We start from the raw sequence: 23,405 nt of genomic DNA, 5'->3' as shown, positions 1-23,405 counted from the left end.
GGTGCAGATTTCGGGAAACGCCAAGGATGCTCTTCGGTCGGAGATGAACCCTGTCCCGATATGACGGCAGTCTGGGCACGGAGCTCAATCGTCGAACCACGTACCGGCCACCGCCCGCAGCGGTGCTTCGGTGTTTCTCTGCGCACGAGCCGACGCAGCGCCGAGGACCAATTCGAGTGGGTAGTGCGCGCAGTCAGCGAGGATTCGTGAACACAACACGTCCGACAGAGACTCTCTAACGGCAGCGATATCGACCGGGCCGTGAGCTTTCAGCGCCGCCAACCAGTCCTCTGACTCTGTCTGCGCCAGAGACAGTCCTGCGACGTGCAGGGCCGGCCAGGCAGCAACACCGTATCGCGCCGCCTGGGTCGCGGATTCAGGGCTGAACGCCGAGGCGTCGAGTTGATCGACGTGGTGGGAGATGAGCAGCCCCGCGGACAGCGAGGTCCGTGCCGCTCTGTCGAAAAGCTCGGTGGTGAGTCGTCGGCTCACCCCGGACAGTCCCAGGCGGCTCGAACTCGACATCAACGCTTCGAGGTTCTCAGTTGGGAGCGCGGCGAGGTCAGCCGCAAGAAGATCCATGCAGGCGTCGAGAACGTGAGGGGCCGCAACGGCGACCAGCGCATACCCCCACGTCCCGAGTTCGAGGACCGTGAGGTTCTCACGCTGCTCGATCCACCATTCCGCGCGAGCGCGGTTGATCCGCACATCGTTGACCAGGCGGCCATAGTCGATATTCGGTCCGAACGTGGACCGAGCCGGGTTCATCGGCCCGACGTCGCGTCGGACTTTCGGGTCGATCGCGGCACCGATGACCGCGATGTCGAGGGCGAGCCAGGTCGGGCCATAGATCCCGCGTAGTTGCTCGGCTGCGTCGCTCCAGGGAGCGACAGAATTGGGTGAGAGGCGCACTTTGTTCATCGACCGTTGCACCTTGTCGAATCCGGCATTGACGTTCTTCAGTCGCCGGAACGCATCCTGCCGCTTCAATGTTCGGAGGGACGTGCCGCAGTGTCCTGACCGACGAGCGAACAGGACAGTCGATTCCTCATCTTGGGCGAGCCGAAGGAACTCGCGCGGGGCCAGCGTATTGACGAGGTCGGACGCAAGGCCGCCCTGCGGTGCCGCGACGTCCGAACAATGGCCCGCAAGCACCGCGTTCACCAGTCTGGCCTCCAGATCCGAGCCGGCCGTCGGTACGACCCCCGCAGCGATAGCAGCCGCAATCGTTCGAGGCTTCGACAAAGCGAGCCGGTCCAGATCCGCTGGTTGCAACAGGCGGCCAGCAGCGATGGGTATCCCCAACCGCAACCACGTCGATTCGTCCGCGCCGCCGATACCCGGGCGGGCCTGAACAAGCCACCATTGCTCCAGTCGAGCAGCATCGATTCCCAGGCCGGCTGCCAGTGCGATCCGTTCCATTGAGATCGGCTGCTCGGGGACCTGCAAAACGGAATCGAGCAACTGCGCGTGCAGCCGGTCGGCACCGCGATCCGCCGGCATCACCGGAAGCGGTTTTGCAGAAGCGTTACTCGCCAGCAGCAGGCGAATGCTCAGGTCGTCGGTGAGCAAATCCACCGCGCGCCGCTGCGCAGTGGTCTTGGACGAGAACACACCATCGGCCAACAGCGTCCACGCCGCGACGCGCTCCGCCAGGGGGTGCCGCGCCTCAGCGAACTCCTCGACGAGCCCATCTACCAACCCACCAACCTCGTTCGCGTGCGCGAATCCAGCGAAGAAGCGGCTGGTGTTGAACCAGAACGGCCGCCGGATAAGTTCGTTGAGCACGTCGGATTTATCGACCGCGGCGTACTGAGACAGATATTTAGCGGCAAAGAACTCCTGAACCGGCTGCACGTCGAACTGGAACGTACCCTGCGATTTGCTCGACAGAGCCCACACACGGTCGGTGACGCTGGTGAACAACGCCTCGACCAGCGCTGCGTCCTTCTCCGCTGTCGTCAGGTATCGGTATATCTCTGTTTTCAGAGCTGTCGTGGTCAGGCGTCCGATGGAGCCGTTCTCTTCTGCCAACCCCTGCAGGTACCACCCCAGGTAGGCGGTGACCTCCTCGAGGTTCTCGCGATTGTCCCGCACCGAAGCGCTCTTCTCGGCTTCGCGATTCAAGAATGTCTTCATGTAATCGTCGTAGAGCGGTGTTCTCTTGTCCGGAACCGAGTGCCCCTGTAAATGAAGGAGGTAGAGCAGGATCGTCAACTGCATAGGGTTTTCTGCGAGCTGCGCGATGTGCGGTTCAGCTGTGCGAGTGTCGAAAGTGTGCATCAACTCGCGGCGGGCGCGGTTGACGATTCCCCTTGCCGCACACCACTTCCGCAAATACTCGGTCCGTAGCTCGTGGTCGAGTTTGATCAGGGTGATGGTCTCGAACCACTGCGAGCTCGGCTCGGCCAGTTTCGAGACGTTCGGGCGGGTAGTCACAACGATCTTGGGCGGGACAGAGCTAGCTCTCCACCGCCCGATGAACTTCTCGATCTCGTCGACGACCCGTTTTCGGGTTGTTCGCTGAGCAACCTCGTCCAAGCCGTCGAACACGACCAGCACCGGAAATCTGGTCAGCAAGTCATCGATTGTCGACTGAGTTACGTCGCTCGAGGCGGTGAGGGACGTGAGAAAGATTGCGAGGAACTTTTCCACCGACCCGAGCCGGCGGGATTTCGCTGCCTTCGTCGGCGTCGGTTTTGACTCGTCGAAGGGGTCGTATCCGTCCAACCAGGTGCCGTAGTCACGTAGGTCGATTCGTAGCGGCATGCGTGAGGCAGTAGGCGTGAGGGTCGGACGCTTGAGCGCTACACCTGGATCGTCGGGCACGAACTCGGATCGATAGATCTGCGACAGATACTGACCCAGCGTCGATTTGCCCTGGCCAGGTTCGCCTCGAACAAGGGTGAACGGCTGCGGCGACTTTACGAGGTACTCGACAGCGCCTAAGGGAGCCGGTATCTGAGCGGACCGCGTGCCGTACGGATTCGAGACCGACCTCGGGGACTCGGTTGTCTGTGCCCGCACATCGATGAACAGATCTTCCAAGTCATCGTTATCGAGTTCGGCCTGCTTGAACTTGACCTTGGCATCCTGCGACCACTGCGCGCCGACCGCCTTGCGGACCAGCAGCGCAATCCGCGCATCGACGAGTTCCGACTGCTCGGCATCGAGTAAGAACCGCATCGCCTCAGGACCGGCCAGCATCCTCTGGAACCGCCACAGGACTGAGTGAGACAGCGTGGGTATGAGGGCATCGATGTCGTCGCGCCACCAACAGTCCATCGTCTCCAACTTGTATTCGGCGGCGAAGGCAGCCAGTTTGAGTTCGAGTTTGTCGATAGTTCCGGCACCGTAAGCATTGGGACCGGTTGCGGCCGCCGCTGTTCCGGACACTGAGGTCATCAATACGTAGCGCGTTGCCCCCTCTCTGACGCGCGCCTTGATTTTCTTCGACTCACCCTCGACCGCTTTCTCCAGCCAGGTGACTGGGTTCTTTACCGCAACTTTCGACCATTTCACCTGATATACAACTGAGCCTGTATCAGTCTTCTGGGAGATGTCACGGCCGCCGTCCTTCTGGCCCACCGGGTAACACGTCACCCGGTCGAACTTGCTGGCAATCAAGACATGACACAGCTTCTGAAATTCGTCCTCACCCAAGTTCTCGTACCAATAAGGTCCGATGGGCGACTGCGGTACGGGGGACGATGGCGTGGACACGGTTCGATTGTTCCTGACTCGTCCGACGTTTCGGGCATATCAGCCGGTGGTGTCCCGGCACGTTTTCAGTCGGCTGGCGCGCATCGGTGGCTTGGTGGGACCTTGAGGAGGACGCACCGCCGGTCATGCGGGCGCCGAAGTGTCGCTATCCCGCCTAGGCCTACAGTCGGGGGCCACCACTTATTTCGCCTCGGACCCCAAGTCGACGGCCAGGTATCGCCGATGCTCAGGGGGGGGCAAACGAGCCCTGTACCGCCACTTCGAGAAGTTTTCCGGTAGCGGGTAGGGCCCGAAAATCGACGTTAGGACTGGTGCCCGAAGAAACTTCGTCTGTCGACCTGGTAATTGGCTCGTGGGCTGGACATCAATGAGTAGTAGCGCTGTTCATCCCGAACGGCGTGAAAGACGAAGGAGTACCAGATGATTCCGAGAACGATTTCAGACGACGTCCTCGCACGCGCGATCCATACCGCGTATGCCGAGCAGCTGGCAACCCATGCCGGCAGCCTCGACACCAACTGGGGCAGCATCTACCGCGAGCTCGATAACGAGCGCTTGCGCAGGGCCGGCCTCACCGAATGGCCGGAACCGCGCACGCGATAGAACGTAGGAGGTGGCTCGCTCGGCCTGGCCGAGTAGGTCCGCTCCGGGGTTCGGCCTCGACTGCACCTACTCGGCCAGGCCGTGTCACCATCGCTGCCGCACGTCAAAAAGGTTCATCCCCTGACGCCGCAGACTCGGAATCACCAGGCGGCCAACGATTCGACTCGCCCAGGCCTGCCAAAAATTCATCAAACTGCACGCCAGATTCCTCCGCGGCCGTGTCCGCCGTCCTGTCCTTCGTTGACCTGTTGTCGACCGGCGCGTACTGAGGAGTGAGCATGTACAGCCGTCGCCGGGTAGTGCCGTAGCCTCCACCGAGTTTGGGAGCGTCGACGTATTCCTCTTCCATCGATGCCATACCCAGATTGACCAGCTGGTTCAACCCACTCAAGCGGGTGTTCTCACTGAACCCATGAGCGTCTCGGAACGCTCTGTCCGAGAACCACACCGGTCGCGGTTTCGACGGGATGTAACGCGAGAGCAGGATGACGTACATCGCCAGCCCTGGCCCGTCGAGGTCTCCGATTCGGCCAGTCGTCCACAACGCAGGAGGGACCCGGAAGTACACATCGCCGTCCGACCCCTTGGGCCTGGAATATGAGTCCTTGGTTCCCAGCTCGCTCAACACCTCAACCGTCGGTGAATACCCGGCACTTCCCGGGGTCAGCACAATGTGTTTGCGCTCCGCGAGCACCCTCAAATTCTGGTTCACCGACCGAGTCGCCGCACGACTTCGAGGATCCTCGAGGGCGAGCATGTCCGCCCACCAGCTCGCCGCATGGCTCACGGTGAACGGTGGGCGCGCCGCCACCCACAAGGCAGTGAGCAGCAGCGCAAGCCGCTGCTTACCGCCCCGCCCACCCGAGGACCGCTGACTGCTCATCAGCGCCGAGAGTGGCGATTGCCCCGACTGGCCGGACGCGAGCACGAAGCCACGTCGAACAGGAGCCCCGAGTCGTCGGTTCGGGTCGACAAGTAACCGATTCGCCTCCGACAACCGATGCCGAGATGCCATCGGGGTTCACCTCCTTTTCGATGTCGACTCCCGCGACAATGGTGAAGTAATACTATCGCGCCGCTCGATAAAGGGGGGTCCAACCGCTCGATACGTACCCCAGTCCCGAATCGGCCTTGCCGACGAGCGCGCCCGACAAGTAACGTGGCTCTCGCAACGTCGCCCGTCAATGGCGGAACGGTCGCACCGCTCAGGCTCAGGCTCCGGAGCTGGGTCTGCGGCCGGACGGTGCCGAGGCCCGACACTGAGTACCGGCTCCCGATATGGGATCGGGTAGGCCGCCCTCGTGTCGGGTTTCCTCGTTCTACCGCATCCCTGCTGACCGTAATCAGCTCGATGCGGATCCGACCGTGGTCACCTCCTGGCCTTCTGGATCAACGCACAGGCCACCGACAGCGCAGCTGCCGCCGCAGTCATCACCGCCACGAGAAGACCGCCGCTTCCAGTCGCTGCGACCAGGTCGGCGACTAGCCTGAACCACAGCACCGCTGCCTCGAGCCTCTCGACCGACTCCGGCGACAACGACGACGCCCAACGACGCCACCCAGTTGCGATCCACTCGACAGCAGCGTCCGCAGCCCTCGCGAATGCATGAAAGCCCTGGTGGAGGCGCGTAGCAGCCCACAGCAGTACGGCCACAATCAGCATGACAACTTCATCTAAGTCTAAACCGTTGAAATTCATTTCTTTTCCTTTATCTGGTTAATGTTTGGTTTGAATCACCTTCTCTGAGCGTCCGAAAATGGCACAGCTGACCCCTTCGCTCCTTCCTTGAATGGCGCGTGGCGGCTCGTTCGCTCGAATGCTTGAGAGGGACAGTATGTGATCGCGGAACCGAAGTCAACACCCTGCTATATGATGCATAACGCCTGGTCCATGCATCATTTGGCCTGAAATCTAAATCCCGGATCGAGCCTGCATATCGAGCCGAAAATTTAATTAGATAAAACTCCGCGAACGATCTTTTGTAATAGCCTGTATCGAATATTACTTTTCTTATTCGGCGCGCACTGATCGTATTGCAGGCATGCCGGGGTTGGACGGGCTACCGCCATGCCGAGCGTGGCCGGCCTCCGTCGCTCCCGCACAATCACCCCACGGGCTTCACGGTCGGGGAGGTGGATACCGCCGACGTCGACCAACCGGCCCGCTCCGGCCAACCGTTCAAACGGCCACCCTGCGGGCGTCCACCGAATGGAGCTCCACTGCGCTCCGCACCGTGAAAGAGCATCGTTCTTTCGGGCATCTGGCTGCCGGGCGAGTCTGCGTCACCCGGGCCCGCCTTACCCACCCCCGACTCCGCTGCGCTCCGGCCCTACGGGCGAATCGTGGTCAAATCGACATCCGTGATGTTAGCGCCGGTGAAATCAGTTTGTGGAACGTTTGTCACATTCATGGTTGGGAAATTCATTACTGAATTGTTAAGTTTTGCAAGAAATAGGTACGACCCATCTAGATTTGCCAACGATAGATTCGCGCCAGTCAGGTCCGTTCCCTGTAGATCCGCACCCGATAGGTTTGCTGTGGGGAACCCGCGCCCCTAAGCTTCAACCCACCCAGCGGCATACCCGACAAATCTAATCCAGCAAAGGGGCGGGAGACAGACTCGTCGGTGGAACTTCTTTCGCGAACAAATCTGAGGTTTTCTAATCGCTCCGCACGCAGCGACGCCTCATTCTCGAAATGCAATTGAACTAGTATCCCTCCACCGGACACGAGTGTTCCGACCAAACCGGCTATGAAAATGTCACGCACCCACCATCTCGGTTCGGTATGCGTTCCCGTGCTACTTGACATCCCCCTTAGTTGACCTGTGCAAAGCCCAATTTAACGCACTGACACTGACGCGACAGATGCGAGGTCGCCAGCTATGTCAGACTCTTGCGCCATGGGGAGAGACGAAGGGCCTGAGGTAGGGAAGGACGTCGGAAAGGTTCTGATCTCCACGGTGGTGCTGTCGCCGCTAGTTACGATTCTGCGTGAGCAGTGGGGATTGTGGGCGGTAGTCCCTGCCTGTGTTCTGGCGGTGTTGTTTCTGGTGTGGCAGTCGGTCAAGTCGGACTACCTGGCGCTGGTCCGCCGGTGGGCTCTGGCCTGCGTCGGTGTGGCGTACGTCGTGGCTCTAGCGGCTATCGCAGTGTGGCCCCTCGCGCCGACAGCGGCAAAGGTTGGATTGCCGGCAGCCGTGTGGGTGCTAGCTGCGGTGGTGTTTGTCCGAGTGATCGCACCGGACTCGCGTTTCGACAGTGTTGCGACGATAGGGGCAATAGCCATCGGCGGATTCGGACTGGCAATGGTGGGAACCGGTGTATCCACTTTGGTGAACGGCTCAGCCGCACAAGGACTCGCCATCATGAGCTGCGGGGTCTCGGCGATCGCTATCGGGGGGTCTCTTCTCTGGGGCTTGTCGACTCTGGCGGGTAGTGCAGGGATCGGTTATGGGCTGTCGATAATCGGACTCGGGGTGGCGCTGTTGTGGGATGGATCGAGATTGACAGGCGGTGCAGTGGTCGGCGGGGGGATCGCAATAATCGGCGTTGGGTTGTCGATCATCTATAGCGACATTCTATTTCCGCGCTTTGTGCGGCTTGGAGCAGGCGGTGTGATGGTCATTCTCGGAGTGCCTTTCCTCTCCTCCGAGTCGGTGCCGCTTCACATCGTAGGGTCCATTATGGTGGTCGCGGGGGGTGTTGCCGCGATCTCAACATTCCTGGGTGGTCTGCCGATGTTTAAATTTTCAGTGTTAATTGGCTCCGCTGCCGTGGTCGGTACCGGGGTTCTGCTTTTCTCGGATGGTGAAGAAATGCTGGGCATTGCCGAATCTGTTTCAGGGGCCTTCGTATTTTTGGTTACGGGTGTCCAGCTGTTCATGCATGTACGCCGTAATTGGAAACCTATCCGGCCGACCGAATCGAAGGTCGGAGAATCGGGCCAGCTCACGCTTTTTGATTTACCGAATGTAAAAGATTCGAGAAAGCCTGAAACCGACTAGTTGGGGCGTGGTGCTTTGCGCTAACCCCTTGTTGTATGTACCGACGCAGGATCGAGTCGCACTTTGCTCGTTGCTCGCGTCTGCCCCAGAAACGGTCGTTTCTGGGACACCGATCGGTGAGACACAGGCGCGGCCTAAACGAACGGCGCGATCGCAGACTGCCGGCCCAAGCCCGAACAGGCCAGGAGCCGTTTAGGCCTCGACGGATCTGTCAGGTTCAGAAGACGGCTGCACTCTTTGCAGGCGTTTCGAGGGTGAGTGCACGTGTCTTCTGACATTCTGATGTCAGAAGTGCGGTGCACGGTCGCACGTTCGGCTCTCGGTGACAGGGAGGCTTGTGATGGACCCCGACAAGCTCGACGTCGTGGAGACCGGCGTGCTGACAGCGTCGGGGGAGCGGTGGTCTCAGGCTGAGGCCCGTTTCGCTGTCCTGGCTCCCTTGCTGGAGATGCATCCGGTGCGTTCGGAAGCGGTCGACGATGCCGCGCAACGGTTGGGATTGTCCAGGCGGCAGGTCTACACGTTGGTCGGCAGGCTCAGGAACGGGACGGGGACAGTCACCGATCTTCTGACGAAGGTCTCGTCGGGAGGGCGTGGCCGCAGCCGAGTGACGGCTGAGGTCGAGGAAGTGATCGGCGATCATCTCACCCGCTATTTTCTTCACCGCCAGAAGCTGAGTGTCGCTGCGCTGCATCGACGTATAGCACTGGCCTGTCACCGCGCGGGTCTGCCAGTGCCGGCCAGAAATACCGTCACCGCGCGTATCGCCGCGCTCCATCCGGCATCGGTGGCCAGGTCACGCGGAGGACCCGATGCCGCCCGCCCACGTCAGTCCGCCGGCGACAGTCCACCGACGGTTTCGGGGATTCTCGATCAGGTCCAGATCGACCACACCGTCGTCGATCTGATGGTCGTTGACGAGTACGAGCGACAACCGATCGGCCGCCCCTACCTGACGATCGCCATTGATGTCTTCAGCCGTTCCGTACTCGGGTTCGTCGTCACTCTGGAGCCGCCGTCGTCGATATCGGTCGGGTTGTGCCTGGGCCGCGTGTGCTGCGAGAAGCAGACATGGCTGGAGGCATGCGAGCTCGCGGAGCAGGTGCAGTGGCCGATGGCAGGGAAGCCGAAACAGTTGTATCTCGACAACGCCTCCGAGTTCAAAAGCGAAGCACTGCGCCGCGGATGCGCCCAGCACGCCATCACACTCGAATACCGTCCTCCGGGCCGACCGCACTACGGCGGGATCGTCGAACGCATCATCGGAACGGCGATGACGGCGGTGCACGAGCTGCCTGGGACCACCTTCTCGAACCCAGCGGACCGAGGAAGTTACGACTCGTACAAGCACGCGGCGTTGACATTGCGTGAGTTGGAGCGCTGGCTGGTCCTGGCCATAGCCTCGTATCACGCGAGCGTTCACACAGGGATTGGGAACACTCCGGCCACCGTGTGGGCCGGCGAGGTAGCCGCAGTTGGTCACGCCCCTCGTGTGGTGCTCGGCGAAACCGCGTTCCTGGTGGACTTTCTTCCCGTCATCCGGCGACGTTTGACGCGCACGGGCTTCGTTCTCGATCACGTGCACTACTTCTCGAACGCGCTCAAACCGTGGGTTGCGCGGCGAGAGGACCTGGGGCGGTTCGTGATACGACGTGACCCACGCGATTTGAGCAGAATCTGGGTCCTCGAACCAGACGGTGCCGGCTATGTCGAGGTGCCGTACCGGACGATGTCACATCCCGCGGTGACACTGTGGGAGCACAGAGCTGCTATCGCCCGTCTCCGCGAACAAGGTCGGTCGAACGTCGATGAGAGCGCACTGTTTTCGATGATCGAGCAGATGCGCGAGGTCACCGACCGCTCGCAGAAAGCCACCCGCAAAGCCCGGCGCAACCGTGCCCGCCGCACGCATCTCAACGGTGCCGCGTCTGCACCGATCCCGGCGATCCACCCGCCGGTGGAGCCTCGAGCGGGCGGCGGCACCGCAACGCCTGTCTTCAGTGACATCGAGGAATGGTGAGGCGATGACCGCATCGACAGGAAGCAGCGACGAACCCACCGAGTCGTCGATCGAGGATTTGGGGCACTTGCGGGAGTCGGTTCGACCGCTCACCGCACTCGACGACGCGGAGCGGATCCGGTTGATTCGGTCGGAGAGGTGGATCGGGTATCCGCAGGCCCGTACGGTCATCTACCATCTGGAGTCGTTGCTGTCGTGGCCGGACCGGCAGCGTATGCCGAACTTACTGTTGCTCGGTCCGACGAACAACGGCAAGTCGATGATCATCGAAAAGTTCCGGCGCACTCATCCGCCGATCAGCTTGTCCGATCGCGAGCAGATACCGGTGTTGTGCATGCAGATGCCCCCGGACCCGTCACCCGGCCGGTTCTACCTCGCACTGCTCACAGCGTTGGGAACACCGACCCGACCACGCAATCGGGTCCACGAACTCGAACAGCAAGCATTGATGCTGCTCCGCGCCACCGGCGTGAAGATGTTGATCATCGACGAGCTCCACAATGTTCTCGCCGGCCGCGACAACGTCCGCCGCGAATTCTTGAACGTGCTGCGGTTCCTGGGCAACGAACTACGCATTCCTCTTGTCGCTGTCGGAACCCGCGACGCCTACCTCGCCATCCGGACCGATCCCCAGCTGGAGAACCGATTCCACCCCATGACTTTGCCGGTCTGGACCAACACTGCCGACACCAGATCACTGCTGGCCAGCTTCACCACGAGCTTCCCCCTCCGCAAACCCTCGCACCTGACATCACCGGAGATGACCGACTACCTCCTCACTCGCTCCGAGGGCACTATCGGTGAACTGACAACGCTGCTCACAGCCGCAGCAGTGACCGCCGTCGACAGCGGAGAGGAAGCGATCACCTCATCGGTGCTCACGCGCACTCCGTACGTCGGTCCCACGGAGCGACGCCGCCAGTTCGAACGCCACCTCGCATGAACGCGCGGCTCGCGGCGGTGCCCGGTGATGCGTACGTTCGCCCGTGGCCGCTGCACCCGCAGCCACTGCCAGGCGAGGTCCTCTCGTCCTGGTTGGCCCGGATATGCGAGCTGTATCCGCACATCAAGCCTTCTGACCTGCTTGCAGACCTCGATATCGATTGTGCTGTCGAGGATCTCGACCGCTACACACCGGAGCCGATACTTGTCGAGCTGGCCGGTCGCGGCGCAGTCCCGGTGGAGAGGGTGCGGATGATGACGTTGGCGGGGTGGACACCGTGGTTGCTCGACAGCACTGACCCCGCCGACTGCGACTTCGACACCTACGTCCACCAATTCTCGATCCTGCTGCCGGCCGACCTCGCGAGGGAGGATCGACGACGTCGCACACCCACGAGCGAGGCATGGTTGCCGTGGGCGAGCACTCTGCGCAGTCGGGCATGCCCGGCATGTGTCGACAGCCTCGAATCCACTGCTGATATCAACATGACTCTGCTGCAGCAATATCCGGTGCTGAGCAGCTGCCTCGACCACCGTTGTCGACTCGAACCCTGCTCTGCTTTCCCTGGTTATGCAATCTTCTGGGATGAGGTCCGGTTCGGTTCGGATGAACGGGTCTCGCCCGTTCCGGTTCCCTCAGCGGTCACGGACCTCGATCGGCGCAGTACCGAGGCTCTGACGACGGGATGGGTGGAACTCGGCCCAGGCCGGGTACATGCCGCAGTGTGGTTTCGGCTTCTGCGCACCGTTGTCGACGAAGTGTCTTCGCCACTGGTTCGCACGGGACGGTGGGCGACGAGGCTCGTTGCGATCTGGAAGGCCGCCGGTCGTTCTCGCCCGTTGCGGACAGCGTGGGTTCCGTTCGAGGACCTGCACTGGGACGAGCAGGCGAAAGTCCTCGAGGCCGCAGCGATCGGCATTGCGTTGGTCGAGAGCGGTGAGATCGATGCCGGCGGTGCGCACGCATCTCTGCTGAGCCCACGACCGTATGAGCCGGTCGATCCCGGGACAGCTCCGACGCGCTCGTCTTATCCCGCACCCGAGCGCGATTTATGGGCTGACGCGCACGCTGCGGCCGAGGCCGCCATCGCGGCGGCGCGTGTCGATCCCGCATCCGCCAGTTCGTTGTACAACTTCCTGCGCATGGGGTGCCGCACCGCGGCGGAGCTGGATGAGACGGTGCAACTGTTCCTTGACCACGGGATCCCGCTGCACCATCCGCCGACATAGCTCTCGCCCGATGGAGCGGGGTCGTCCGCGATGTGAAGTGACACCGAAGTTGTCCAATCGGACCAGGTAGTTGTCCACCGCGTTGCTGGGGGAATGCCTGGTCGGGTGCCAAATAACCTGTCCAATGATCGAAAATCTTCGGTCTCTGCGCGTGTTGTCAGTGAAGTTGTCCAACGTGAAGACCAGCCGGAGCCCGTCCTCGTGTTGGCGATGAGGGGGTCTGGACCTGCGGCGATGACAAGGAAGCTAGCGCGGCCGTGGGGAGCTTTCATGCGGGCGGTCTTCAGGAGTGGACATGCCCTGGTCACGATTGGACAGAAAGGCTGTCAATTGGACAACCAGCGTGTCACTTCACACGCGACGCACACGCGGCGATAGCAGAGGAGCCCGTTTTCGCGCCGGGGTCATAGTCACCAACGTTATTTGTGCGGTGACCGACGAGAATTTTCCTTCCCGCACCGTCTCCGCGGAAACGCCTGCTCAGCGTGCTTTCGGCCTGAGAAGTCTGTCGGGAGGGCCCGCTACAGTCCAGCCATGACAGATCGCCAGCTCGTAGACGGCCCGACCACGATCCCGGCTGTCGTGCCGGGTGCCGCGGCGGTGTTTCCAGACCTACCGCCCGAGGTTGCTGCTCGGATCGAGCGTTCCATGGCCGCGTCCCGCTCGACCGGTACCCGCCGGGCCTACACCTCGGCGTGGCGACGCTTCGAGACCTGGTGCACCGTCGCCGGGCACCACGCGTTGCCGGCGCATCCCGCGACAGTGGCGGCCTACCTCGTCGCCGCGGCCGACACGCTCACCGTCGACGGGACGCGGGCGTACGCGGCCGCGACGTTCGGCAAGTGGATTGCGGCGATCGCCGACCGCCACCGCGCTACCGGACACGACAACCCGTGCGGGCACGAGATGGTGCGCGCCACCCTCGCCGGTATCCGGCGGGACTACGCGTCGGCGGGGGAGCGGCCCCGCAACCCGCGCGCACCGCTGCTGACCTCCGACATCACCACGATCGTCGACCACGCCCGACGCACTACAGCGGGGTGGGCGTCGGAGGTGCTCGAACGCCGCGACACCGCGCTGCTGCTGATGGGATACACCGGCGCATTTCGACGCAGCGAACTCGTAGCGCTGGAATGCCGCGATGTGCGCCGCGACCGTCTCGACGGTGCGCACGTACGGATCCGAAGATCGAAGACCGACCAGGACGGAACCGGCATCGGAACGGTGAAAGCGCTTCCGTTCACCGACTGCCACGAATCCTGCCCGGTCTGCGCGTGGGTGCGATGGCTGCAGATCGTCGCCGCGTTCGACACCGGGGGCAGAGCCGCCGTCATTCGACTGCTTTCTCGCGCAGCACAATTCGACTCCCATCTCTGCCGCGGCACCCTGCCGACCGCCGAGAAACGGTCGCCGCTGTTCCGGTCTGTCCGCAAGAACGGCAACCTCTCCGACACTGTGTTGTCCGGGGCAGCGGTCCATGCGGCGATCCGCCGCCGCGCAGCTCACGCCGGGTACGACCCCGAGACTGTCATGCAGCTCGGCGGCCATTCCCTGCGGGCAGGATTCGTCACCCAAGCCTTCCGTAACGGTGCCGATGCACATGCGATCATGCGCCAGACCGGGCACACCACACCCGCAATGGTCGAGACATATGCCCGCGAGCACGCCCCTCTGGTCGGCAACGCGGTCACCGAACTCGGTCTATGACCGGGCGTGTGACTTCACCCGTGAACGCCGATAGGGCGACCGGGGTAGATGCTGACCACGACGACTGCACCGGTTCGATTCGACCAGCGGATATCACGAACGTGGCGGTGCCGAAGCGGGATCGGCACACGTGGTCACTGTTCGAGGACTGGTGCACCGCCCATGACGAAACACCACTGGCGGCCTCCCCGGATTCACTTGCTCGGTTCCTCTCGGCGCACCCCGCGGCGTCCACGACCCAGCGCCGCCGGATCGCGGTGATCGACGCCGCCCATTCCCGGCACCTGTTACCCCAGCCGGGCCGTGCGGAGGTCGTCCGGGCTGCGCTGGACGTGGCGCGTACGGCGCGCCTGCACGAGCTGGCAGCCGTGATCGGCGGCGTCATCGCGCGCCTCCCCGAATCCGGTTGGCCGTCCGAACTGTTCGCGCGGCGAGACGCCCTCGTCCTGGTCTTTGCCTCGACCGGTCTGCCGTACACCCAGATCGCGGCCCTGCGGCCCTGCGACGTCACCGCCGATCCGAGGATCGATGCCCTTCGTATCGACACAGGCCGCGGCGTTCGCACCGTCACTCCTCTCGCACTGATGGAGACGGGTATCTCGCCGCGGACGGTGTTCCAGCGCTGGTTGGAGGTGCTGGGCCATCACACGCGGTACCCGAACACTCGAATGCTCGCCGACGCTCTCGATGCCGTGGGCGGTACCGGGCTCAGCGGATTCGACCGGTACGTCGATCCGGCCGGTCGACAGCCGCTGTCGACCGCAATCGACCGGTGGGGTCACACCCCGCTGACTGCGACTGCACTTACCGCCCATGCGGTCGCCGACATCGTTCGAGCGCACCTGGACGGACGAGCACCTGTGCACCGACACCATTCGGTGCAGGCACGGCAGCCGAGCACAGATCTCGTACCCAAGCCCGCCTCGGCTTCGCTACTCGACCCCGGCTACTACGAACACGGGACTCGGGCACGCCGAGACGCACACCAGCTACTCGGTGGCGTCGATTCGACGCTCGACGACGTCGAAGAGCGTGCGGATTCACTGTTGAAGCGGCTTCTCGAATTCGTCGAGGCAGAAGTGCCGCCGTGAGGTCGGCCGTTCGTGCCGCGAAGATGGTCCCTGCACCCGTTCAGGCCGCTTCTGTGGCGTGGAGACGCTCGACGAGACCGGGGTGAACCGATCGATCAGATCTCCGCTTGCGTGAACTCGACTGTGTCGCCCTCCGGTGCACCGACATTCCGGGAGCAATCGCCGGAGGGAACTTCGGTTCGGGTGAACCCCTCAGGCTCGGTGTGCGTACACCACAGTGAAGCCCACCGCTGGCGTGGGCACGAGGACAGGACACGTGATGAGCACTTCAAGGTTCCGTATGGCAACGTCGCTGCTCGCGTCGGCGGCGGTGATCGCCCTCGCCGGGTGCGGTTCCACCGAACCCACCGGTTCGGTGGCGGTGTCGAGCACTCCGGTGTCCACGTCGGCGGACGCGAAGGCTGCGACACCCGATGTGGCACCGTCCGAACCCGGACTGGTGGTGTACGCCAGTAACTACTCTGTGAGTGACACGGTCTCTCGGGTACAGCGCGCGCTGGAGACGGCGGGAGCTGTGGCAGCCACTGTGGATTTCGAGAAGTTGGCACAGGGAGCAGGTGAGACGATCCGCCCGACCACCGTGGTGATCGGGGGGAATCCGAAAGCGGCGTCGCCGTTGATCGCCGCGGACCAACGGGCCGCGATCGACCTTCCACAGAAGTACCTGGTCTGGCAGGCCGCCAACGGAACGGTGTTTCTGGCATACAACTCCGCCGAGTACATCGCGACGCTCGCAGGCATCCCGGTCTCGTCCGACGCCCTCGACGGACTCCGGGCCGGCTCGGCATCGACCGCGTCCGATGCGACGGGATCCTCGGCGGCCGCCGCAGAGGGCACCGATGTGTCCGCAGCGCCGGGATACCTGGTCGAGAAGACCAGTGATGCATCGGTTGCAGCGTCCATTGCCCGATACGAGGCAGCGTTCGCGGCCAAGAATCAGCCCACAGTCGCAACCGTCGATCTCGCGTCCGCCGCTGCCGAGACACCTCTGAGGCCCACCATGGTCACCTACGTCGGTAATCCTGCGGTCTCGACTGCGCTGGTCGGAGCGCAGCAGACCATGGGGATCGACCTCCCCGCCCGATACGTGGCGTGGCAGGATGCCGAAGGGATCGTTCACGTGGCTCACCCCGATATCCGTGTACTCGCCGCTCGGCATTCGATCTCGCCGACCAATCCTGTTCTCGACATGGTCGCCGCCGCCACGACCGGTTTCACCGATGCCGCTTCCGGCTCGGGCAGTTAGGTGGACGGTGTCGAATCCGGCTCACAGCACAACCACCAGCTCGTCGATGCGTCCGAAGTCGCCATGTCGGCGCTCTTCCGCGAGCACCAGCACGCAGTGACTCGATTCGTCAGCCGCTACACCCAGACCCGCGAGCAGTGTGAGGACATCGTCCAGGAGACGATGTTGCGCGCGTGGCGCGGGATCGACCGCATCGATGTGACGGCAGCATCGACGCGGTCCTATCTCATGACCATCGCGCGAAACGTACTCACCGATCAGTGGCGGGCGAGCACGAGCAGGCCGACTCTCGTCCACGATCAGATCGCACTCGCCGCCGAGTGCATCGACGACGAATTGGGCGGGGTCCTCGACGGGTGGCTCATAGACGAGTCGCTGCGTCGGTTGTCCGAGGAGCATCGAGCAGTCATCGTGCTCATCTACTACGAGGGTCGAACCGTCTCCGAAGTGGCCGCGCACCTCGATATCGCGGTCGGCACGGTCAAGTCCCGCTCCTATTACGCTGTGCGTGCCCTACGCCGGATCTTCGACGAGTTGGGATTGATTCCATGAGCTCAGCGCACGACGAGATCCGACCACTGCTCGGGGCGTACGTACTCGACGGACTCGAGCGCGACGACCGAGCAGCGGTACGACGACACCTCGACGACTGCCTTGCCTGCCGAACCGAAATCGACGTCCTGGCACCCGTCGCAGGAGTGCTTCGACGTCGCAGGCAGCCAGCAGATCTCTCACCGGTGCACTCGACGGCCGGTGCAGACCAGCGACTCGACCACCTGCTGAGCGCGATGAGGCATCAACGGACCTCCGAGAAGAGGCGGCGGCGAGTGTGGACTGCGGTGTCGGCGACCCTCGTTCTGGGAGTCGCTGCGGCGATCGTCCCGCTCAGTACCCTCGCCCGCTCCGACGATTCGACAACGGTGAACGATGCGGGTGCCCGCCCGCTCGTTCTGTCGAGCACCGTCGGGGCCACAGGTGACCTCGAGCTCACCACGAAAGCCTGGGGCACATCGATCGACGTCGACGTTCAACAACTCCCCGGCGCAGGCATCCTCACTCTGCAAGTGGTCGGCAACGACGGGACTCGACAACAAGCAGCTCAATGGTCGGTCACCGCGAGCCGAGCAGCAGCGGTGACCGGCGCAACGTCCCTTTCTGTCGAGGACATCCACTCGATCGTGATCGACGATCCGGCGGGCAACACGATCGCGCGGGCCTCTCGCTGAGACCGAGTCGTCACGGACACGGGCAGGTTTCGATGCGGTGCCTCGGACAGCGTGTCGGTCGCGTGGCCGCCCGAACGGCTGGACCGCGGTCGAGTGAGATCGGGACGCTGACGACGTACCCCGGATCGACATCCGAGTCCGAACGCGCTGGCTCTGCGTTCGCCGCACCGCATCGGTCCGTCGCTCGTTTTCCGGACTCATTCCAGAAAAGTCGTGCATACTTTCGGTCGGTTCGGTACCCACTGTGGCATATACCAAGGGGGGTATGTAAGTACCCTAGGGGGTATCCGACCTGATCTGGAATCGAAGTCGATGAGAAGACGGGTGCAATAGGCACCACACGGCCTGTCGTGGTTATCTCATAGGTGTGTTCAGGCAGCGGAGTCGTCAAACGCTCAGCAGTGGTCGTCGAGGCGAGCCACCGAGAGCTGGCGTCTACGGCTCACGGTGCGTTTCCCCATGGCCAGCAGTACGTGTGGCGTGGGTCAGCAGTGAGTGCGGCGTATGACAGATGATGACGTGTGGTCCGGAAAGCACGCCCGAGCGCACGATGCCCCGGTCCGCTCACTCAATGCGTCGGTGTTGCGATGGAGGATCGACACTGCACGGTCCATTCCACTGTTCGATCCCGACGACGGCGGCGACGCGGCTCGCTGTCTGGTGCTGTTGGAGTCTCCGGGGCCGAAAACGATACGTCCGGGCGGGACCAACATGTGTTCGTTCGACAATCCAGATCGAACGAACCCCGTGCTGAAATCGGTGTTCGCCGACGCGGGTATCGACCGGGTGCAGTGCGTCAAGTGGAATATTGTGCCGTGGGCAGTGCTCGATGACGCCGGTCATCCGGTATCGCCGACGGCATCCGTTCTCGGTGAGGCGGGCCCATATGTCGGCGAGCTTATGGCCTTGCTGCCGAAACTGGAGGTGGTTTTCGTTCTTGGTGCGAAGGCTCTCGATGGCTACATGCGCGTCATCACTGCATCTGCTCCCACCCGCCTCCTCCCGGTGATAGCGGCACCGCACCCCTCGGCTCGCAACGCACACGCACCGGCGGCTGCTCGCCAGCGGTTGATCAACGCAGCACTGTCGGTCGCAACGCACCTGGAGAAGGCACCTGAACCCCGCACTGTGCTGAGGTAGGGCGGATCGTGCTGCTGCTGCCTCCGACCGGTCAGTCCTGGTGGGGCTGGCGTTCGCCGGTGTCGGTGTCGATGTCGATCACCTCGTCCGGGCTGTCGGGGTGGTACTGGATGATGTGTGGTTCGGCGGCACCCCGGCGTGCACCGTCTCGATATGAGAACCAACATCCCGCGAACAGCACCACTGTCACGATCGCTGCGACGACGGTCCAGCCCTCGAACCCGCCGGCGAGGGCCGTGAGAAAGGCCCCCGCAGCAGCTGTTCCCGCCATCAGCAACAGCCAGGTCAGATAATTTTCGGTGACTCGTGCCCAGACGCGTCCGCGGCTGCCCCGTCTCGGGGTATCGGAAGTCGGTGTGTCTGCATTCGGTGTGTTCATCGTGATCGTGAGTCCTTTCCGGGGTCAGTGGTCGATTGGATCAACGCTGTTCGTTCGGTATCAGCGTTCCGAGTGGGTACTACCCGGCGGTCGGTTCCGCTGGGTTGAAAAAGTTTTCCTTGCACGCTGCCGCGGAGAGTGTGGGCGGCGACTGTGCCCCAGGCTGCGAGCAAGGCCGCATACAGTCCGATTGCAAGGGCCTCGACCGCGGCCGACCCCAGAGCGCCGCCGAGGGCAGTGGCACCGGTGACGCAGGTGCCGATGGGGAAGGTGAACGACCACCAGGTCAGTGAGAATGTCAGTCCCTTCTGGGCGGCATGGATGGTGAGGGCGGTTGCGAGGGTGAACATCAAGACGCCGAAGCCGCCCATCGTCAGTCCGTACAGAATGCCGAACACGTGCAGGCCGGTTGCGACGGAGGCGGTCTCGCCGGTGAACACCAAGGGTGCATCGTTGCCGAGCAGGTTCGCGGCGGTGATCGATTGACCGATCATGCCGAGGGTGATCCACACCGTCGGTGCTGCCTGGACCGGCGGGATTCCGCCGTGGACGAGCCGTCCGTAGATGAGCGTCATGGTCAGCATTCCGATGATCAGTGACAGCCCGAACATCGCGTAGCAACCGGACAGCATGGCCAGGCGCCATTGCCCATCCGCGATATGAGGGAGCAGCAGCGCACCGGTGGAGGCGGACACCATCGGCGGTACGACGGGCATCAACCACGCCGGGAGTGCGACGGCGGTCTGGTGATCGTGGGCGGTGATCATCAGGTAGGGCACGAGAATGCTGGTGATCAGCCCGAGGGCTGTGCCAGCGGTCCACAGGACGGCAAAAATCACGGTTGCGGGCGCCGCTCCGATGACGTCTTTGCCCAGCAGCATCGTCCCGGCACCGACGGTCAGCAGCGCCATGGGGGGTGCGCCGTAGAACTGCACCATCACCGGATGCGCGGCGTGCTCACGCGCATACTGCCGGTGTCGGATCCAGTGCACTGCGAAGGCACCGGAGAGTGTGATCAAGGCGACCGACGCTGCGATCCACACGATCGTTGCGAACACGTGCAGTCCGGGGATGTGGGCGGGCAGGGTGGCGGCGGCGTTGGCGACGATACCGGTGCCCATGACCGAGGCGAACCAGTTGGGGGTGATGTGTTCGAAGATCTGGCTCGGGTGGTCGAGGTCGGAGAGCACCGGCCACTTGCGCGGCCGCTCGGTATCGTCGCCGCGCCGAGACGTGATGGAGGAGCGGTGCAGAGCTGTCGTGGTCATGACTTCCAGCGTCCTCGCACACAGTCGTCACCGGTAGACACCGATTACCTGGCCGGTCCCAACCTCAGGTTATGACTGCGGGGATTTGAGGGCGACGACGAGCAGGTCGCTCGACGGTCCTCGCAGTTCACGGCCCGCGGGCCACACGGCACGCAGGAACCGGCGCAGGTCGAGCCCCTCTGTGTGAACGCGGGCCAGCGTTCCGGCGGCGATCTCGGCGGATACCGCGAGGGAGCTGAGTACGGCCGGTGCGAGGCCGCCGATGACGGCAGCTTTGATGGCAGTGGTGGAGGACACCTCGAGCAGTGGCGCGGCGAGTGGGCCCGCAGTCCGGAGCGCACGTTCGAGCGCGAGACGTGTGCCGGACCCGGGTTCGCGGGTGACCAGCGGTGTCGCGGCCAGTTCGCTCGCCGTGATCGTTCGTCGAGCCCATTGATGATCGGGGGCGACGACGACGACGAGTTCGTCGCGGGCAACGTCCTTCGAGTGGAGTCCGCTGGGCAGATCGGGGCTTTCGACGAATCCGATGTCGGCGCGGCCGTCGAGCACCGATGCGGCTACGTCGACAGAGTTTCCGGAGGTGAGAGTCGGTGTGATGGAAGTGTCGTGGGAGCGCAGTGTGATGAGCCATCGCGGTATGAGGTATTCGGCGATGGTGAGGCTTGCGGCGATACGAATGTGGCTGTGGCGGTCGGTGCGCAGCATTGCGATGCTCGTGGCGAGCTCGGCGGCTTCGGCGATGACGCGCTCGGCCCAGCCGGCGACCAGTTCGCCGGTTGCGGTGAGGGTGGCACCTCGCTGCCCGCGATGCAGGAGTGCTACCCCGATGCGGCTTTCGAGTGCTTTCAGGCGTGCGCTCGCCGCTGGCTGCGACATGTCATGCGCCTCCCCTGCGCGTCCGATGCTTCCCAGCTCGGCGACGGACAGCAATAATTCGTAGCTGATCAGGTCGGTCACATGGGTCGGCAGGGGCACGGTGCCAGCGTAGAGACTGCAGTCGTAGCGGGCGCGGAGCCCACAGGCGCGTTTGCCGGAAAAGTCCCCATTCGATGCTCAATGCTCGCGGGAAGTGGAACGGGGTCGCGGCACTGGATCCCGTGGTTCGTTCACCCTCACTGACGCCACCTGCTTTTATCCAGTTCTCGTCACCCAGGATTGCCTTGGTTCGTGCGAGTTGTTTCGAACTTCACCGGTGCTCTCGCAGCGTGAGCTGGGACAAGGCAGGGGATGAGTCGGACGTAGGCGACCATTCCGATCAGCTCCACCAGTGTCTGCGTCACCACGACCACGGCAGCAAGAGACAGTGCTGGTGGCAGCGCGAGCGCCAGCGGCAGAACGACCAACGAATTTCGGGTGGCACCGGAGAAGATCAAGGCCCGAGCGTCCGGGACGTCCAGGCGGGTCACTCTGGCCGTCGCCCATCCGACAACCGCCATGATGACCAGGAACGCGACGAAGATCGGCACCGCGGCAAACAGCTGGGAGCCTTCGGAGCGGACTGCGTCGATCTGCGACGCCACGACGACGGCAAGAGTGGCCATCATGACCGGCACCATCGCCGCGGCCATCACATCCATGATCTGGGTGCCGATACGCCGACGACGCGCAAGTGCTTGCGTCAGGGCCGCCAACACCAGAGGAACAACGATCAACAGCACGAACGCTTCGACGAACGGTGCAATGTCGATGATCTCCACCAGCTCGGACCCGACGAACAACCACAGGTAGAGCGGCAGGAACGCGATCTGCAACAACATCAACAGCGGCGCGCTCGCGAGGAGCCGTTCCGACGCTGCACCGGCCAACCCACTGAAGACGATGACGTAGTCGATGCAGGGAGCCAACAACACCAACAGCACACCGACGAGTACCGCCTGATCAGCAGCAACGAACCGGGTCAGAGCGAATACGACGATTGGAACGAGCACGAAATTCAGTACTACGACGCTGAGCAAGAATGTGCCGTCGCGCAGCGATGCGCCGATGGCGGAGAACGGAACCGCGAGGAACGTAGCGTAGAGCAACACGATCAGTACCGGATTGATAGCAATCTCGAACGCATGCGCCGACGACGGCGCACCCAAACCGACACCGCCACCGATGAGCAGGGCCAGCAGGTAGAGCGGGATCTGGAACTTCTCCAGCCACGCCACCACCGAGGTGGTGCTCGATATGTTCATGCGGTGCCCACCGCGGTGTTCGCTGAGATCAGCCAGGTGCAGTCCGGATTGCATGGCGTCGGCGCGTCGGGTGTGTCCCCGAGCCGGGCCAGCGCGTCGGTCAAACTCTCACGCAGAGCGGTCAATTGAGCGATCGATTCGTTGGCGTGCGCGATGTGGGACTCGATGGCGGGGCCGAGTTCGGCTTTGACTGCTGCGCAGGAGTCTTTCTCCCAGACACGAAGGAGAAGTTTGATCTCCGGCAGCGACAGGTTCAGGCTCTTGGCGGCGGTGATGAACGCCAAGCGTTGCCGAGCGCGGTCGTCGTAAACGCGGTAACCGTTCGCCGAACGGTCCGCCGGGAGCAGGCCCTCGCTTTCGTAGAACCGTAGCGTGGTCGCCGGGACGCCGGTCGCCGATGACAGCTGTGAAATGCGCAGAGCGGACATGCGCACGAGGATAAACCTTCGAGTCGGGTGGAAGGTCAAATCCTTGACCTTCCACGCAGGTGCTGGGGCTAACGTCGGGCCATGTTCCCAGCGAGACCGCGCCCGGACGTCCGGGCGCTCATCCGTCTAGACCTGACGCCTCTCAGCGAGATGAAGGCCCCGTCGGCGTGCACGCTCTCAACGGCTGACCAACCTGAGGGTATCGAGTTGTGGGC

20 protein-coding genes are annotated in these 23,405 nt (G+C 63.1%); 11 read left to right on the top strand and 9 right to left on the bottom strand.

Going from position 1 to position 23,405, the window contains the following annotated elements:
* Positions 1 to 84 precede the first annotated feature (84 nt).
* Positions 85 to 3,405: an NACHT domain-containing protein gene (locus tag BH93_RS26995; RefSeq protein ID WP_155290971.1), complete on the bottom strand. Its 3,321-nt coding sequence runs from the start codon at positions 3,403 to 3,405 to the stop codon at positions 85 to 87.
* Between the two features lie 738 nt (positions 3,406 to 4,143).
* On the opposite strand from BH93_RS26995, the gene BH93_RS26990 reads away from it, so the two are divergent.
* Entirely contained in the window at positions 4,144 to 4,326 is a 183-nt protein-coding gene (locus BH93_RS26990; RefSeq protein ID WP_037174502.1) for a hypothetical protein, read from the top strand.
* 103 nt (positions 4,327 to 4,429) lie between these two features.
* On the opposite strand, the gene BH93_RS26985 is transcribed toward BH93_RS26990, so the two are convergent.
* From BH93_RS26985 to BH93_RS28330, 3 genes are all read right to left on the bottom strand, one after another.
* On the bottom strand, positions 4,430 to 5,341 hold the full coding sequence (locus BH93_RS26985) for a hypothetical protein (protein ID WP_165712982.1): 912 nt from the start codon (positions 5,339 to 5,341) through the stop codon (positions 4,430 to 4,432).
* 354 nt (positions 5,342 to 5,695) lie between these two features.
* Entirely contained in the window at positions 5,696 to 5,989 is a 294-nt protein-coding gene (locus tag BH93_RS26980) for a hypothetical protein (protein ID WP_155290969.1), read from the bottom strand.
* Positions 5,990 to 6,656: 667 nt separating this feature from the next.
* Positions 6,657 to 6,827, bottom strand: a complete 171-nt coding sequence (locus BH93_RS28330; RefSeq protein ID WP_080739075.1) for a hypothetical protein — start codon at positions 6,825 to 6,827, stop codon at positions 6,657 to 6,659.
* A gap of 402 nt (positions 6,828 to 7,229) precedes the next feature.
* On the opposite strand from BH93_RS28330, the gene BH93_RS26970 reads away from it, so the two are divergent.
* From BH93_RS26970 to BH93_RS26925, 10 genes are all read left to right on the top strand, one after another.
* Positions 7,230 to 8,333, top strand: a complete 1,104-nt coding sequence (locus BH93_RS26970; RefSeq protein ID WP_037174499.1) for a hypothetical protein — start codon at positions 7,230 to 7,232, stop codon at positions 8,331 to 8,333.
* A gap of 340 nt (positions 8,334 to 8,673) precedes the next feature.
* Positions 8,674 to 10,353 (top strand): Mu transposase C-terminal domain-containing protein, encoded by a 1,680-nt coding sequence (locus tag BH93_RS26965; protein WP_037174498.1) that lies wholly within the window; start codon positions 8,674 to 8,676, stop codon positions 10,351 to 10,353.
* A 4-nt stretch (positions 10,354 to 10,357) separates the two neighbouring features.
* A complete protein-coding gene (locus BH93_RS26960; RefSeq protein ID WP_037174497.1) occupies positions 10,358 to 11,296 on the top strand; it encodes a TniB family NTP-binding protein in 939 nt (312 codons plus the stop codon).
* Positions 11,293 to 12,525, top strand: coding sequence for a TniQ family protein (locus BH93_RS26955; RefSeq protein WP_052065173.1), 1,233 nt, complete (start codon positions 11,293 to 11,295; stop codon positions 12,523 to 12,525). The genes BH93_RS26960 and BH93_RS26955 overlap by 4 nt, the downstream gene beginning before the upstream one ends.
* Before the next feature lie 534 nt (positions 12,526 to 13,059).
* A complete protein-coding gene (locus BH93_RS26950) occupies positions 13,060 to 14,232 on the top strand; it encodes a site-specific integrase (RefSeq protein ID WP_027494235.1) in 1,173 nt (390 codons plus the stop codon).
* Between the two features lie 101 nt (positions 14,233 to 14,333).
* On the top strand, positions 14,334 to 15,323 hold the full coding sequence (locus tag BH93_RS26945) for a hypothetical protein (RefSeq protein ID WP_052059180.1): 990 nt from the start codon (positions 14,334 to 14,336) through the stop codon (positions 15,321 to 15,323).
* 259 nt (positions 15,324 to 15,582) lie between these two features.
* Positions 15,583 to 16,569, top strand: coding sequence for a DUF302 domain-containing protein (locus tag BH93_RS26940; protein ID WP_080729192.1), 987 nt, complete (start codon positions 15,583 to 15,585; stop codon positions 16,567 to 16,569).
* Positions 16,570 to 17,121: a sigma-70 family RNA polymerase sigma factor gene (locus BH93_RS26935; RefSeq protein ID WP_027494238.1), complete on the top strand. Its 552-nt coding sequence runs from the start codon at positions 16,570 to 16,572 to the stop codon at positions 17,119 to 17,121.
* Positions 17,118 to 17,795 (top strand): zf-HC2 domain-containing protein, encoded by a 678-nt coding sequence (locus BH93_RS26930; protein ID WP_027494239.1) that lies wholly within the window; start codon positions 17,118 to 17,120, stop codon positions 17,793 to 17,795. Before BH93_RS26935 ends, BH93_RS26930 begins: the two co-directional genes overlap by 4 nt.
* A gap of 504 nt (positions 17,796 to 18,299) precedes the next feature.
* Positions 18,300 to 18,935 (top strand): uracil-DNA glycosylase, encoded by a 636-nt coding sequence (locus tag BH93_RS26925; protein ID WP_051364861.1) that lies wholly within the window; start codon positions 18,300 to 18,302, stop codon positions 18,933 to 18,935.
* Between the two features lie 31 nt (positions 18,936 to 18,966).
* Here the strand turns inward: BH93_RS26925 and BH93_RS26920 are convergent, their stop codons facing one another.
* The 5 genes from BH93_RS26920 to BH93_RS26900 form a co-directional block, all read right to left on the bottom strand.
* Positions 18,967 to 19,314 carry a hypothetical protein gene (locus BH93_RS26920; protein WP_051364864.1) on the bottom strand — a complete coding sequence of 116 codons (348 nt, stop codon included), beginning with the start codon at positions 19,312 to 19,314 and terminating at the stop codon, positions 18,967 to 18,969.
* The gene (locus tag BH93_RS26915) at positions 19,311 to 20,582 is read right to left on the bottom strand and encodes a TDT family transporter (RefSeq protein ID WP_080739074.1); all 1,272 of its coding nucleotides are present in this window, start codon (positions 20,580 to 20,582) and stop codon (positions 19,311 to 19,313) included. Before BH93_RS26915 ends, BH93_RS26920 begins: the two co-directional genes overlap by 4 nt.
* A 69-nt stretch (positions 20,583 to 20,651) precedes the next feature.
* The gene (locus BH93_RS26910; RefSeq protein ID WP_230074817.1) at positions 20,652 to 21,557 is read right to left on the bottom strand and encodes a LysR family transcriptional regulator; all 906 of its coding nucleotides are present in this window, start codon (positions 21,555 to 21,557) and stop codon (positions 20,652 to 20,654) included.
* A gap of 170 nt (positions 21,558 to 21,727) precedes the next feature.
* Positions 21,728 to 22,762 carry an arsenic resistance protein gene (locus BH93_RS26905; protein ID WP_051364866.1) on the bottom strand — a complete coding sequence of 345 codons (1,035 nt, stop codon included), beginning with the start codon at positions 22,760 to 22,762 and terminating at the stop codon, positions 21,728 to 21,730.
* Positions 22,759 to 23,190 carry a MerR family transcriptional regulator gene (locus tag BH93_RS26900; RefSeq protein WP_027494242.1) on the bottom strand — a complete coding sequence of 144 codons (432 nt, stop codon included), beginning with the start codon at positions 23,188 to 23,190 and terminating at the stop codon, positions 22,759 to 22,761. The genes BH93_RS26905 and BH93_RS26900 overlap by 4 nt, the downstream gene beginning before the upstream one ends.
* Between the last annotated feature and the right edge of the window lie 215 nt (positions 23,191 to 23,405).

The sequence above is a fragment of the Rhodococcoides fascians A25f genome (assembly GCF_000760935.2).
In the GTDB taxonomy this organism is placed as follows: domain Bacteria; phylum Actinomycetota; class Actinomycetes; order Mycobacteriales; family Mycobacteriaceae; genus Rhodococcoides.
Note: the sequence above shows the minus strand (reverse complement) of the source record. Positions and strands in the feature narration are given on the sequence as shown.